Annotated in this window: 15 protein-coding genes; 11 read left to right on the forward strand and 4 right to left on the reverse strand. The window is 64.5% G+C overall.

The window, feature by feature from the left end; translation table 11 throughout:
* The first annotated feature begins 123 nt into the window (after window positions 1–123).
* The 4 genes from ACNJYA_RS13235 to ACNJYA_RS13250 all read left to right on the forward strand — a co-directional run bounded on the left by ACNJYA_RS13235 (window position 124) and on the right by ACNJYA_RS13250 (window position 2,225).
* Window positions 124–804 (forward strand): Crp/Fnr family transcriptional regulator, encoded by a 681-nt coding sequence (locus ACNJYA_RS13235; protein WP_172785333.1) that lies wholly within the window; start codon window positions 124–126, stop codon window positions 802–804.
* Window positions 805–919: 115 nt separating this feature from the next.
* Complete coding sequence (locus ACNJYA_RS13240; RefSeq protein WP_439403076.1) at window positions 920–1,534, forward strand: helix-turn-helix transcriptional regulator; 615 nt, start codon at window positions 920–922, stop codon at window positions 1,532–1,534.
* A gap of 61 nt (window positions 1,535–1,595) precedes the next feature.
* Complete coding sequence (locus ACNJYA_RS13245; RefSeq protein WP_172785331.1) at window positions 1,596–1,814, forward strand: DUF4287 domain-containing protein; 219 nt, start codon at window positions 1,596–1,598, stop codon at window positions 1,812–1,814.
* Between the two features lie 9 nt (window positions 1,815–1,823).
* The gene (locus tag ACNJYA_RS13250) at window positions 1,824–2,225 is read left to right on the forward strand and encodes a DoxX family protein (protein ID WP_439403077.1); all 402 of its coding nucleotides are present in this window, start codon (window positions 1,824–1,826) and stop codon (window positions 2,223–2,225) included.
* 19 nt (window positions 2,226–2,244) lie between these two features.
* Here the strand turns inward: ACNJYA_RS13250 and ACNJYA_RS13255 are convergent, their stop codons facing one another.
* Entirely contained in the window at window positions 2,245–3,507 is a 1,263-nt protein-coding gene (locus tag ACNJYA_RS13255; RefSeq protein ID WP_439403078.1) for an MFS transporter, read from the reverse strand.
* A gap of 125 nt (window positions 3,508–3,632) precedes the next feature.
* Window positions 3,633–4,475 carry a uroporphyrinogen-III synthase gene (locus tag ACNJYA_RS13260; protein WP_212260192.1) on the reverse strand — a complete coding sequence of 281 codons (843 nt, stop codon included), beginning with the start codon at window positions 4,473–4,475 and terminating at the stop codon, window positions 3,633–3,635.
* Window positions 4,476–4,617: 142 nt separating this feature from the next.
* Between ACNJYA_RS13260 and purU the strand changes: the two genes are divergently transcribed.
* Window positions 4,618–5,481, forward strand: a complete 864-nt coding sequence (gene purU, locus ACNJYA_RS13265; protein WP_172785327.1) for a formyltetrahydrofolate deformylase — start codon at window positions 4,618–4,620, stop codon at window positions 5,479–5,481.
* On the opposite strand, the gene ACNJYA_RS13270 is transcribed toward purU, so the two are convergent.
* On the reverse strand, window positions 5,478–5,771 hold the full coding sequence (locus ACNJYA_RS13270) for a hypothetical protein (RefSeq protein WP_260379982.1): 294 nt from the start codon (window positions 5,769–5,771) through the stop codon (window positions 5,478–5,480). The genes purU and ACNJYA_RS13270 overlap by 4 nt on opposite strands.
* Window positions 5,772–6,215: 444 nt before the next feature.
* Between ACNJYA_RS13270 and ACNJYA_RS13275 the strand changes: the two genes are divergently transcribed.
* From ACNJYA_RS13275 to ACNJYA_RS13300, 6 genes are all read left to right on the forward strand, one after another.
* A complete protein-coding gene (locus ACNJYA_RS13275) occupies window positions 6,216–7,394 on the forward strand; it encodes an ABC transporter substrate-binding protein (protein ID WP_212260194.1) in 1,179 nt (392 codons plus the stop codon).
* 212 nt (window positions 7,395–7,606) lie between these two features.
* Window positions 7,607–8,476 carry a branched-chain amino acid ABC transporter permease gene (locus tag ACNJYA_RS13280; protein WP_028137574.1) on the forward strand — a complete coding sequence of 290 codons (870 nt, stop codon included), beginning with the start codon at window positions 7,607–7,609 and terminating at the stop codon, window positions 8,474–8,476.
* Window positions 8,477–8,484: 8 nt separating this feature from the next.
* Window positions 8,485–9,513, forward strand: a complete 1,029-nt coding sequence (locus tag ACNJYA_RS13285) for a branched-chain amino acid ABC transporter permease (RefSeq protein ID WP_439403079.1) — start codon at window positions 8,485–8,487, stop codon at window positions 9,511–9,513.
* Entirely contained in the window at window positions 9,510–10,265 is a 756-nt protein-coding gene (locus tag ACNJYA_RS13290) for an ABC transporter ATP-binding protein (protein WP_439403080.1), read from the forward strand. The genes ACNJYA_RS13285 and ACNJYA_RS13290 overlap by 4 nt, the downstream gene beginning before the upstream one ends.
* Entirely contained in the window at window positions 10,258–10,974 is a 717-nt protein-coding gene (locus ACNJYA_RS13295; RefSeq protein WP_439403081.1) for an ABC transporter ATP-binding protein, read from the forward strand. Before ACNJYA_RS13290 ends, ACNJYA_RS13295 begins: the two co-directional genes overlap by 8 nt.
* A 19-nt stretch (window positions 10,975–10,993) precedes the next feature.
* On the forward strand, window positions 10,994–12,112 hold the full coding sequence (locus ACNJYA_RS13300) for a cobalamin-independent methionine synthase II family protein (protein WP_260379977.1): 1,119 nt from the start codon (window positions 10,994–10,996) through the stop codon (window positions 12,110–12,112).
* A 172-nt stretch (window positions 12,113–12,284) separates the two neighbouring features.
* Here ACNJYA_RS13300 and ACNJYA_RS13305 read toward each other — a convergent pair whose 3' ends face one another.
* The gene (locus ACNJYA_RS13305) at window positions 12,285–14,003 is read right to left on the reverse strand and encodes a caspase family protein (protein ID WP_439403082.1); all 1,719 of its coding nucleotides are present in this window, start codon (window positions 14,001–14,003) and stop codon (window positions 12,285–12,287) included.
* Window positions 14,004–14,018 lie beyond the last annotated feature (15 nt).

Consider the following 14,018-nt stretch of genomic DNA (forward strand, 5'->3'; position numbering starts at 1 on the left):
TCTGCGACAAAGTTTGTCGGGCCGAGCGGCTCTTCATCTTTCGTCGGATGGGTGGCCGAAGCGACTCTGTTGCAGTGCAACAGAAGCATGGAGTGACAGAACGGTGCGGCTGGCTTCGAGATCATGATTTCAGAGGATCATCTGAAGCGCGTTGCCGCCTGGTCGCGCGAGCTCACACAAGCCGAGATCGAGGTCGCGCGTGCCGGAATCACCGAGCGGTCCTACGGCACCGGCGAGAGCGTGTTCATGCGCGGTGATATTTTTGCCTATTGGGCCGGCATGGTGAGCGGCCTTGCCCGGATGGGCGGGGTCTCGCGCGACGGCAAGGAGACCAGCCTTGCCGGGCTGACGGCAGGGGCCTGGTTCGGCGAGGGCAGCGTGCTCAAGAACGAGCCGCGCCGCTACGACGTGGTCGCGCTGCGCGACAGCCGCGTCGCCCTGATGGAACGCAGCGCCTTCATGTGGCTGTTCGAGAACAGCGTCGGCTTCAACCGCTTCCTGGTGCGCCAGCTCAACGAGCGGCTCGGCCAGTTCATCGGCATGCTCGAGGTCAACCGCACGCTCGATGCCACCGCGCGCCTCGCCCGCAGCATCGCATCCCTGTTCAACCCGATTCTCTATCCTGAATCGACCGCGCATCTGGAGATCACCCAGGAGGAGATTGGCGCGCTGTCCGGCATGTCCCGCCAGAACGCCAATCGCGCGCTGAACCGGCTGGAGAAAGAGGGGCTGCTGCGGCTGGAATATGGTGGGGTCACCATCCTCGATATCGGGCGGCTCGGGAGCTACGGCGAGGAACGATGATCTGCGCATTTGCGGTGCTTCCGTGCTCATAGAGTTCGACCATCGCGCGTCGGACTCGCCTTACGTCGAGAGGGTATGGCGTAGCCGGAGCCGGCGTGGCGGCTCGTTCCTGTCGATGGCCGAGGGAAATATCGAGCTTGTGGTCACCAGGCTCCCGGAGCTTATGGCGGTGACGCTCCGAGGGCCGGTCACCCGCGGGACAATCGTCGAATGTCCCGCGAACGGCGAATGGCTCGCGATCCGGTTTCGGCTGGGAACCTACCTGCCGCAGATACCGACCAGCGCGCTGATCGACCATCAAAACATGCAGCTGCCGGTGCTGCCCAACGGCCGTTTTCTGTTTTCTGGTCTGAGCTGGGACATTCCAGGCTACGACGATGCGGAAAGTCTCGTCGCCCGCATGGCCCGCGGGGGTGTCATCGCACGCAGCCACGCGACCGATGCGGCGATCGAGGGCGACGTCGACTGGATGAGCCGGCGTTCGGTTCAGCGCCACTTTCGCCGCGTTACGGGCATGACGTTCAGCAGCCATCAACAGATCCAGCGAGCGCGTCACGCCGCGGCCTTGCTGGTGAGCGGCAGCTCCGTTCTCGACGCGACATCGGGCGCCGGCTATTTCGATCAGGCCCATCTCACCCGCGCGGTCAGGCAACTGATCGGCATGACGCCTGCGCGCCTCTCGCGCGAACGGCCGCAATTGTCGTTTTCGTACAAGACGACTACTTCCTGACCGCAATATCTCTGGATCGCTCCGGCCTCGCTATTGGAGCGAACATCGGAGGAGCGCTGCGGTGAGTTTTAAGGCCTATCTCGACAATATTCAGGCCAAGACCGGCAAGAGCCCGGACCAATTTCGCAAATGGGGCAAGGACCGGGGTTTTTCGACCGGGACGGGACTGGCGGCCGGCGTGAAAGCGGGTGCCATCGTGGCCGCGCTCAAGGACGAGTTCGGCCTTGGCCACGGCCATGCGATGGCCATCGTCGCGCTTCTCAAGGGGAAGGCATCGTAGGTGATGACAATGTACAAGTCGAGACATGTGGCCGGCTCCGTCATGAGCGGGCTCGTGATTGCCTTCATGCTGTTTGATGCCGGGATGAAGCTCGTCCCGTTGGACGTCGTGATCAACGCGTCCGCCGAGCTCGGCTATCCTCCCTCGGCCGATTTGGCGCGCGCGCTGGGCGTGGTGGCGCTGGCCTGCACCGCGCTCTACGCCTTGCCGCGAACGGCCGTGCTCGGTGCGATCCTGCTGACCGCCTATATGGGCGGCACCGTGGCGGTTCACTTGCGGGTCGGCAACCCGCTCTTCAGCCATATGCTGTTCGGCGTCTATCTTGCCGTTTTTGCCTGGGGCGGTCTCTATTTGCGCGATTCGCGTGTGGCGGCGTTGCTTCCGCTGAGATCGCCGCCGGCGAAGATCTGACGTCGTTGCGCAGACGCCGTCATCGCGCATTGGCCGGCGCCTGCACCGGCCAGAGGTCGGCACGCCAGCGGATCGCGATCGCCAGCATCGCGACGAATCCTGCGACGGCATAGAGCGAGCCCGTCGCGGAATAGCCGATGACGTCGATCAGGCTGCCGGCCGCGAGCAGTCCGATCGGCAAGCCATAGATCACCATCATGCGCACGCCCATGACGCGGCCGCGCAGATGTGCGCTCGCGGTGCGCATCAGGATGACGGCTGCCGAGATCATCGACATGCTCTGCGCGATGCCGGCGAGGACGAGGCAGGCCATCGCCACCGGCATCGTCCTGACCTCGACGAACACCAGCAGCATGGCGTACCAGGCCAGCGTTGCGCCGATCAGAAGCCGGGCAATGCGCACGCCACCGACCAGGCTGAGCGTGATGGACCCGATCAACGAGCCGACGGCGAAGCTCGCCGAGAGATAACCGAGGCCGGTCTGGTCGGTATGAAAGATCTCCCGCGCGATGTAGGGCAACAATCCGCCCGTGAAGGGAAATGCGGTGAGGTTGGCCAGGAAGGCGACGCACAGCGCCGCGCGCATTCCCGGGCCGTTCCAGGCATAGACGATCCCCTCTTTGAGGTCGCCAAACAGCCGCGAAACGGCGTGGCTGTTTGCGGGAAGATTGCTCGTGGTGACGGTCCTTTTCGGCCGGGTCAGGCAGAGCATGAGCAGCGCTGCGGTGAAGTAAAGGCAGGCGACCGCCACATAGACAAGGCCGATACCGAGCACGGCGAACAGTCCGGCGCCCGTCAACGCTCCGGCAATGCGCGCGCTGTCCTGGGTTGTGCGCGCAACGCTGATGGCGCCCACCAGCTGCTCGGCCGGCATGATATCGGCGAGCAGCGCGCCGCGAACGCCGAGATCGGAGGGGCGAATCAGGCCCATGATCGTGACGATGATCATGACGCTCAGCGGCGACAGATGACCGCTCAGCGCCAGGACCACGATGGTCGACGAGAGCGCCGTATAGGCAAGACGCATCACAACCAGGAGATCGCGATGGCCGATGCGGTCGCCGATCATGCCGAACACGGGCGCGACCAATGTTCCGACGAACTGGAGTGAAGCGAGCACGGTGAGCAGCAGCACCGAGCCGGTCTGGACGATGATGTACCAGCCGAGCACCAGCGTCTCGACCTCGAAGGCCCAGGAGGTGAGCAGGTCGGACGGCCACTGGAAGCGGTAGTTGCGGATGCGGAATGGCGCGAGCGCCGAAGGTCGTGCGGTGGCGCTCACGACGCGATGACGCGTGTCACGGCGATTCCCTTAACGTTTGTTGTTTCTTCTTGCGGTCGCGCAACCTAACGCTGGCGATGCCGGTGTCAATCGCAGCCGCCGCAGGCCGCCCCCGCGCTCGGCTCTTACCTCGCTGGGCTTGCCGCCTTCCTGTCGGCCAACGCACTTGCCATGGCCGAGATCAGGGGACGCATGAAATAGGCTTCGTCAGCCGGCGAGACGTCGGTGCGCAAGCCATGCGCTGCGAGCTCGCCGGAAACCGCCGGGCCGACCGATGCGATCAATGTGCGTTCGAGACCTGCGCGCAGCTTCGTCTCGCTGCCGTGCGCCTTGGCAGCCTCGATCAGCCGGCGGACCTGGCCGAGATTGGTGAGGGCGATCGAGTCGATGCGTCCCTCTGCCATGTCGTCAATGGCGGCGACGATGCTGGCATCGGCGGCCTTGGAATCGTAGACGTAGGGCAGCACGGTATCGACGGTGGCACCTTGCGCGGCCAGCGCGCCGGTCAGCGCGCTGTGGTCCTTGTCGGGATAAAGCTGGAGACCGAGGCGCCGCCCCTTCAGGTCGAGCTTGGCCAGCATCTCGATCACGCCTTCGGAGGTCGGCTTCTCAGTGGTCTGCTGCGCCTCGAGGCCGATCTCGCGCAATGCCTTGCCCGGCTTCGGGCCGCGGGTAAATTTTCGCGCTTGGGCGAGCACAGCGATAAGGGCGGCGTCGAGCCCACGGGCGCGGGCGAGCTTCATGATGCGGCGCAGGCCTTCGCCAGTCATCAGCACGAGATCGTCGAACGGCTTGTCGATGGCACGGCGGATCCAGGCCTCGACTGGCGCCGGATCCGGTGCATCGCGGATGGTGAACATCGGGCACTGCACGACCTCGGCGCCTTGCTCGGCCAGAAGCTTGGAGAACTGCGCCTCCTCGCGCGTTTCCAGGATCAGGATGCGGTAGCCGTTCAAGCGGTCGGCCATGGGGATGCTCCGGTGAGAATTCGCAATTGTCCGTTCATCCTGACTCCGCGCTTGGGATTGGCGCAAGGGCGGGGTCGGTGCTAGAGCAGGGCGCAAATCGCTGGATCGTTCCGCTGCACAAACCTTCATCAAGAGCCGAGCCTTGCCCGACCATCAATATGTTCTGACCCTGTCCTGCCCGGATCGCCCCGGCATCGTCTCGGCGGTGTCGACGTTTCTTGCTCATAACGGACAGAACATCCTCGACGCCCAGCAGTTCGATGACGTCGAGACCAAGAAATTCTTCATGCGGGTGGTGTTCACCGCAGCCGACCTTGCCGTGGAGCTGTCGGCGCTCCAGACCGGCTTTGCCGCGATCGCCGAGCGTTTCGGCATGGAGTGGCAGATGCGCGACCGCGCCGCGCATCGCAAGGTGATGCTGCTGGTGTCGAAGTCCGACCACTGCCTGGTCGACATCCTCTATCGCTGGCGCACCGGCGAATTGCCGATGGTTCCGACCGCGATCGTCTCCAACCATCCACGCGAGGTCTATGCCGGCCTCGATTTCGGCGGCATCCCCTTCCACCACCTGCCCGTCACCAAGGAGACCAAGCGCGAGCAGGAGGCGCAGATCATGGACCTCGTCGGCAAGACGAAGACCGATCTGGTGGTGCTTGCCCGCTACATGCAGATCCTGTCCGACGATCTCTCGGCAAAGCTGTCGGGGCGCTGCATCAACATCCACCACTCGTTCCTGCCGGGCTTCAAGGGCGCCAAACCCTATCACCAGGCGCATGAGCGCGGCGTCAAGCTGATCGGCGCCACCGCGCACTACGTCACGCGCGATCTCGACGAGGGCCCGATTATCGACCAGGACGTCGAGCGCATCAGCCATCGCGACACGCCGGAAGATCTGGTCCGCAAAGGGCGCGACATCGAACGCCGCGTGTTGGCGCGGGCCATTCGCTACCATCTCGACGACCGCGTCATCCTCAACGGCCGCAAGACCGTGGTGTTCGTGGATTAGCGCACCGCGTTGCCCGGATTTGTCCCTGGCGCGCCCTTCTGGGCCTGTTCTTCCTTCTCGCGATCGGCCGCCGGCATCAGCCGCTTGCGCTCGCGTTCTTTCATGTAGGCGTCGTATTGCGGCGTGCCGGGTCGCGGCGGCGCATCGGCGGGCAGGCCGCCGGCCCATTGCGGGACGTAGTCGCCCATGCCGGCGGAGAGCTTTTCATTGACCGTCCCGCAGCCTGCAAGAATGGGAGCTAACAGGGCAACTGCAGCGGCGATCGAAAGCGAGCGGGAACTCATAGACATCTCTGGTCGTGCCGATCGGGCACGGATGGAGGAGCGCTGGATAGGCGTCAGCGGCGAACCATAGCTCTCAATATGTAAAATTGGCCTATTCGAGGGTGGGCGAAGCTGTATACAGATAAGGTATTATAGTAGGCGATTTTAGCGCTTGATGGGGTGGCTGCAGTTGGTACGGTATACATCGCGTATTTGTCGTTCGATACCCGCGCAGGGGCTTTTTCGTTGACAGGACCAGTTTATTTGTACAATCGTACAAATATCATCCCGCCGTCGTTGAGGCAGATCGTGCGGCTTGCGCCGAATGGTCGCCCAACGTCCGATTGACAACGGGGTTGCAGAGGACGCCATGTGGCCGCACGGCATGGCTTGTCCGTCAGTGAAGCGCGGCAAGGACCGGGCACTCGGTCCGGCGCACAAGAGGTGAGGAATGAAGGGGAGGGACATCTGATGTTCGAACGCAGGATTTTTTCACGCACCGCAGCGGTCGTTGCCATCGCGGGACTTGCGGCCGTCGCGCCCGCCAAGGCGGAAGACGCGGTCAAGATCGGGCTGATCCTGCCGATGACCGGCGGTCAGGCCTCGACCGGCAAGCAGATCGAGAACGCGATCAAGCTCTACATGCAGCAGAAGGGCGACACCGTCGCCGGCAAGAAGGTCGAGATCATCCTGAAGGACGACGCTGCGATCCCGGACAAGACCAAGACCGCCGCGCAGGAGCTGATCGTCAACGACAAGGTCAATTTCATCGCCGGCTTCGGCGTGACTCCGGCCGCGCTCGCCGCAGCGCCGCTCGCAACGCAGGCCAAGATCCCGGAAGTCGTGATGGCGGCGGGCACCTCCATCATCACCGAGCGTTCGCCCTATATCGTGCGCACCAGCTTCACGCTGGCGCAGTCCTCGACCATCATCGGCGACTGGGCGGTGAAGAACGGCATCAAGAAGGTCGCGACGCTGACTTCGGACTACGCGCCGGGCAATGACGCGCTGAACTTCTTCAAGCAGAACTTCACCGCCGGCGGCGGCGAGGTGGTCGAAGAGGTCAAGGTCCCCCTGCAGAACCCCGACTTCGCCCCGTTCCTGCAGCGCATGAAGGATGCCAAGCCCGACGCCATCTTCGTGTTCGTGCCCGCGGGCCAGGGCGGCAACTTCATGAAGCAATATGCCGAGCGCGGCCTCGACAAGGCCGGCATCAAGGTGATTGGGCCCGGCGACGTCACCGACGACGATTTGCTCAACAATATGGGCGACGCCGTGCTCGGCACGGTCACCGCGCATCTCTACTCTGCGGCGCATCCGTCCGCGATGAATAAGGACTTCGTCGCGGCCTACAAGAAGGCCTTCGGCAACCGTCCCGGCTTCATGGCGGTGAGCGGCTACGACGGCATCCACCTGATCTACGAGGCGCTGAAGAAGACCGGTGGCGACACCAACGGCGACAAGCTGATCGAGGCGATGAAGGGCCAGAAGTGGGAGAGCCCGCGCGGTCCGATCTCGATCGACCCCGAGACCCGCGACATCGTTCAGAACATCTACATCCGCAAGGTCGAGAAGGTGGATGGCGAACTCTACAACGTCGAGTTCGCGACCTTCGAGGCCGTCAAGGATCTCGGCAAGACCAAGAAGTGACGCGCGAAAGCGCGTCATCCCGGGGCTCTCTCGGCATGCTCGCCTTACCTCTCCCGCTTGCGGGAGAGGTCGGCGCAAAGCGCCGGATGAGGGCTCTCTCCTCTGGGAGGAGTCTTCGTTGTTGAAGCACCCTCTCCCCAACCCTCTCCCGCAAGCGGGAGAGGGAGTGCAGCACCGCCCTTGGCCACACTTGAAATGACCCACGACTGCTGATGACCGCAATCCTCACCAACCTGTTCGATGGCGTCGCTTACGGCATGCTGCTGTTCGTGCTCGCCTGCGGGCTCGCGGTCACGCTCGGCCTGATGAACTTCGTCAATCTCGCCCACGGCGCCTTCGCGATGGCCGGGGGCTATATCTGCATGGTGCTGGTCAACCGGATGGGCTGGCCGTTCTTCGCCGCCTTGCCGCTCGCTTTCGTCTCCTCGGCTGCAATCGGCATCGCGCTCGAACGGACGCTGTACCGTCATCTCTACACCCGCAGCCATCTCGACCAGGTGCTGTTCACGATCGGCCTGACCTTCATGTCGGTGGCGGCCGTCGATTACATCCAGGGCTCCTCGCGGGTCTTCATCAATCTGCCCGCCGCGCTGCAGGGCCAGTTCGACCTGTTCGGCGTCGGGATCGGCCGCTACCGGCTGATGATCATCGTGATCTGCGGCCTGCTAACCATCGCGCTTCAAATGGTGCTGGCGAAGACGCGCTTCGGCAGCCGCCTGCGCGCGGCGGTCGATGATCCCCGCGCCGCGAGCGGTCTCGGCATCAATGTGCCGCAAGTGTTCGCCTTCACCTTTGCCTTCGGTTGCGGGCTCGCCGGCCTCGGCGGCGCGCTCAGCGCCGAGATCCTCGGCCTCGATCCGTATTTCCCGCTGAAGTTCATGATCTACTTCCTGATCGTGGTCACCGTCGGCGGCTCGTCCTCGATAACAGGCCCGTTCCTCGCCTCGCTGCTGCTCGGTATCGGGGACGTCGCCGGCAAATATTACGTGCCGAAGATGGGCCCCTTCGTGATCTACACCATGATGATCGTGATCCTGATCTGGCGACCGAACGGCCTGTTCGGCCGCACGGCCGCGCGTTGAGTTCACCGATGAGCGCTGCTTCCGACGTCGGCTACCATGCCCAGCGCAAGGCGCGCTGGCACTATGGCGAGATCGCCTTCTGGCTGATCGTGCTGGCCTGCGGTTTCGCATTTCCGTCGCGCTATCTGATCATGACCGACATCCTGCGCCTCGCGCTGTTCGCGATGTCTCTCGATCTCATCCTCGGCTATGCCGGCATCGTCTCGCTGGGCCATGCGGCGTTCTTCGGCGTCGGCGCCTATGCCGCGGGGCTGCTGGCGCTGCACGGCATCGTCAAGGAGCCCGTGTTGGCGCTGATCGTCGCCGGCCTTGCCGCCATGGTGCTCGGCTTCGCCACCAGCTTTCTGGTGATCCGCGGCGCCGACCTGACGCGCCTGATGGTGACGCTCGGCATCGCGCTGCTGCTGGAAGCGCTCGCCGAACGCTTCTCCAACATCACCGGCGGTACCGATGGCCTGCAGGGCATCGAGATGCAGCCGATCTTCGGCGAAATTCCGTTCGACATGTTCGGCAAGGCCGGCTTCTTCTATTCGCTCGCCGTGTTGTTCGTGCTGTTCCTGTTCGCGCGCCGCGTCGTGCATTCCCCGTTCGGCCTGTCGCTGCGCGCCATCAAGAACAATCCCCTGCGGGCCGCCGCCATTGGCATTCCCGTCAACCGTCGCCTGATCGCGATCTATACGCTCGCCGCGTTCTATGCCGGCATTGCGGGGGCGCTGTTCACCCAGACGACCGCGATCGCCTCGCTCGACGTGTTCGCCTTCGAACGCTCGGCGGACCTGATGCTGGTGCTGGTCATCGGAGGCACCGGCTATCTCTATGGCGGGTTGATCGGCGCGGTGATCTTCCGCATGCTCCAGGAATTGTTCTCGACCATCACGCCGCAATACTGGCAGTTCTGGATCGGCCTCGTGCTGGTCGTGATCGTGCTGGTCGGCCGCCAGCGCCTGCATCGCTGGGTGCTGTATGTGCCGAACCTGATCATCAGGCAGATTGCGGGCCGCAAGGCGATCGTCGCCGTGCCGGAGAGCGATTCATGACCATCGCGCTGGAAACCCAGAATCTCGAAAAGCAGTTCGGCGGCCTGCGCGTCACCCGCGATCTGTCGCTGAAGGTCGAGCAGGGCGCCCGCCACGCGTTGATCGGCCCCAACGGTGCCGGCAAGACCACGGTCATCAACCAGCTCACCGGCGTGCTGAAGCCGAACTCGGGCCGCATCCTGCTCGAAGGCCAGGACATCACCGATCTGCCCGTGCACAAGCGCGTGCTGCGCGGTCTGTCACGCACCTTCCAGATCAACCAGCTCTACCCGGACCTGACCCCACTCGAGACCATCGGGCTCGCGGTGTCCGAGCGTCTCGGCCATGGCGGCGACTGGTGGCGACGGATGGGCACGCGCAATGACGTCAACGGCGAGATCGCCGATCTGCTCTCGCGCTTCCACCTGCTCGACGTCATGAACGAAGAGACCGTGACGCTGCCCTACGGCAAGCAGCGTCTGCTCGAGATCGCGGTCGCCATCGCGGCCAAGCCGCGCGTGCTGCTGCTCGACGAGCCCGCCGCCGGCGTACCCGAGAGCGAGCGCCACGATATTCTCGCCGTCGTCGGCAGCCTGCCGCGGGACGTCACCGTGCTCCTGATCGAGCACGACATGGACCTCGTGTTCTCGTTTGCCGATCGCATCTCGGTGCTGGTCTCGGGCGCGCTGCTGACCGAAGGCCCGCCCGAGCAAGTCGCGCGCGATCCGCAGGTGAAGGCCGTCTATCTCGGCGAGGAGGCGGTCAATGTCTGACCTGCTCGCGATCGATTCACTGCGGGCCGGCTACGGCGAGGCCGTGGTGTTGCCGAAGATGACGCTCCGCCTCGCCGAAGGACAGGTGCTGGCGCTGCTCGGGCGCAACGGCACAGGCAAGACGACGCTGATCAACTCCATCGTCGGCGTCACGCGCCGCTTCGCCGGCTCCATCGCGCTTGCCGGCAGCGACGTCACGGCGATGCGGCCCGACCAGCGGGCGCGCGCCGGCATCGGCTGGGTGCCGCAGGAGCGCAACATCTTCCGCTCGCTGACGGTGGAAGAGAACATGACTGCAGTGGCGCAGCCCGGTCCCTGGACGGTCGAGAAAGTCTACGAGATGTTCCCGCGTCTGAAGGAGCGGCGGAGCAATTTCGGCAACCAGCTCTCCGGCGGCGAGCAGCAGATGCTGGCGATCGGCCGCGCACTCACCCTCAATCCGAAAGTCCTGCTGCTGGACGAGCCGACCGAGGGCCTTGCCCCCATCATCGTCGAGGAACTGCTGAAGGCGATCGGGGCCATCACCCGGTCCGGAGGTATTTGCTCGATCATCGTCGAGCAGAATGCCCAAAAGATTCTGGGGCTCGCCGACCGCGTTGTGATATTGGAGCGCGGAACGATCGTCCACGACGCTCCGAGCGCCGCGCTGAAGACCGACCCCTCTGTCCTGGAGCGCCATCTCGGCGTCGCCGGGGCGAGGGCCCACTAAGATGTCCAGGGAGTGACACATGCAGCGAACAAAAGCCCCCTTCCGCGCCGACGAGGTTGGCAGCCTCCTGCGTCCGCCCAAGATCAAGGAAGCTCGTAGCCGACTGGAGAAGGGCGAGATCTCGGCCGACGATCTGCGCAAGATCGAGGACATGGAGATCGAGAAGGTCGTGCACAAGCAGGCCTCGATCGGCCTGAAGCTCGCGACCGACGGCGAATTCCGCCGCTCCTGGTGGCATTTCGACTTCCTGGCCAAGCTCACCGGCTGCGAGCTGTTTCACCCCGACACCGGCATCCAGTTCACGGGCGTGCAGACCCGTCACGATGCGGTCCGCGTCATCGGCAAGCTCGACTTTCCCGACAGCCACCCGATGCTGGATCACTTCCGCTTCCTGAAGAAGGTCGCCGACCAGGCCCACGTCACCGCCAAGATGACGATCCCTTCGCCGGCGGTGCTGCACTTCCGCGGCGGGCGCAAGTCGATCTCCAAGGACGTCTATCCCGATCTCGATGCATTCTACGAAGATCTCGGCAAGACCTACCGCAAGGCGGTCAAGGCGTTCTATGACGCCGGCTGCCGCTATCTCCAGTTCGACGATACCGTCTGGGCCTATCTCTGCTCGCAGGACGAATTGCAGAAGGCGCGCGAGCGCGGCGATAACCCGGATGGCCTGCAGCAGATCTATGCCCGCATCATCAACTATGCGCTGGCGGAGAAGCCGGCCGACATGGTTGTGACCACGCATGTTTGCCGCGGCAATTTCCGCTCGACCTGGATTTCTTCGGGCGGCTATGAGCCTGTTGCCGAGACCATGCTCGCCGGCACCAATTACGACGGCTACTTCCTGGAATACGACAGCGATCGCGCCGGCGGCTTCGAGCCGCTGCGCTTCCTGCCCAAGGGCAACAAGGTCGTCGTGGTCGGCGTGATCACTTCGAAGTTCGGCGAGCTCGAGAAGAAGGACGACATCAAGCGCCGTCTGGAAGAAGCCGCCAAGTTCGCCCCGCTGGAGCAGCTCGCGCTGTCGCCGCAATGCGGCTTTGCCTCGACGGAAGAGGGCAACATCCTCTCCGAGGAGGAGCAGTGGGCCAAGCTCAGCCTCGCGGTCGAGATCGCGAAGGAAGTGTGGGGACAGTAAGTCTCCGCTTGCTCACTGTCATTCCCCGCGAAAGCGGGGAATCCAGTACGCCGCGGCCCATCGATCTAACCCACACTTGTCTCGGAGTACTGGATCGCCCGGTCAAGCCGGGCGATGACAGCTGAGTGTTGGGCGAACAGCGCGGCGTTCAAAACCAGTCGCATTCTCGCCCTCACTTCTCCGCCAGATAGACCTCACCCAGCAGCGACGAATTCGACCACGGCACCTGCTTGTTCTTCGTGGTCGAGACCACCTCGGCCCGCACCCGCGTGAGCATCTGCTGCACCTCCAGCCCGGGCGTGCCGATATGGCGCGACAGGGCGGCGGAGAACGGGGAGTTGGCGCCTTCGCCGTCGAGCGCCACCTGGCCCGGCGCGGTGGCGAATGCGATCAGCGTGCCGGCCCCCAATGTCGCGCCGGTGCCGAGACTCGTCGGCGCGGCGAGGCCCGAGGCGCCCTCGATGCCGCGATTGTTTCCGGCAGATGCGACCTGCTGCGCCATCGGGTTGTTGCGGCAGGCATCGAAGATCAGGATGTTGGTGCGGACCTGGTCGTCGAGGCCGGCCATGATCGTGTCCATGTCGATCATCGCCTCCGTCAGGCTCGCGCCCGGCTTGAGCGCGACGTCGACCGGAATGAGATAGTTGCGGCCGTCGACCTGCACGCCATGGCCGGCATAATAGACCAATGCCACCTGCGCCCGGGCAGCCGCGCGAAGAAAGTCGCGCGTCATCTTCTGCATCGCGGCGCGATCGAGATCGACGCCCTCCGACACGCTGAAGCCGATGTCACGCAGGCTCTTGGCGACCGCCCGCGCATCGTTGGGTGGATTGGGCAGCGCCTTGACGTGGGTATAGGCGCCGTTGCCGATCACCAGCGCCATGCGCGTGCCGCGGCCGGCCGGGGCCGGCGATGGTGTCGGTGCCGCGCCGGTCTGCTGCGGAGCAGGGGACGGCGACGGCTGCGTCGTCGGGGACGGCGCATCGCGCGGGATCGGCGCGGCCGGCTCCGTCAGCAGCGACAGGCGCACCTTCGCGGTGGCCTGGTTGGCCTTGCTGCCGGCGTCGGATGCCACGATCGCCAGCGTCGCCTTGTAGTCCTCGCCGGCACGGGCGTAGTCGCCCTTGGCTTCATAGGCCAGCGCGCGATGGATGTAGCCGGAGATCAGCACGCTGTTGGGCGGCGTCATGATGTTGACCGGAGGCTTCTCCTTGGCGAGCCGGATCGCCTCGCTGCCGTCGGCGATGGCGCGATCGAGATCGCCCTTGGCGCGCCAGATCGCGGTGCGGTTGATCAGTGGCTGCGGTAGCGAGGGATCGAGCCGGATCGCCTGGTTGATGTCGGCGAGCGCGCCGTCGAGATCTCCGAGCGCTTCCTTGGAGATGCCGCGGTTCTGGAACGAGAACGCCGATTTCGGATCGGCCTTGATCGCCATGTCGTAGTCGGCGATCGCCTTGGCATAATCGTGCTTGCCGCGCCAGGCGTTGCCCCGATTGTGGAAGATGGTGCCGCTGGGCGGGCCGAGCTTCAGCGCATCGTCGAAATCGCTGATCGCGATCTCGTACTCGCCTTTGTCGTAATAGGCCGATCCCCGCAGATTGTAGGCCGCCTGGCTCGGCTTCAGTCGGATCGCTTCCGTCGCATCGGCGATGACCTTGGCGTAATCGCCCTTCTTGTTCCAGCCCACCGCGCGCCAGAAATGGACGGTGGCGAGTTGCTCGCCCTTGAAGACCTTCAGCGCGATGATCTTGGTGCAGGCGTCGACCATCTTGTCCGCCGGCGTGGTCTCGGTGGTGCAGAGCGGGCCGAGCTGGTTGCGCGGCTGGGCCACCGCCGGCACGGACCAGTGCGCGAGGATGAGCAGGCTGAGCGTGACGAGGAGGCGGCGCATGGTGGTGGTCTCATG

Source organism: Bradyrhizobium sp. BLXBL-01 (genome assembly GCF_051853025.1).
GTDB lineage: Bacteria > Pseudomonadota > Alphaproteobacteria > Rhizobiales > Xanthobacteraceae > Bradyrhizobium.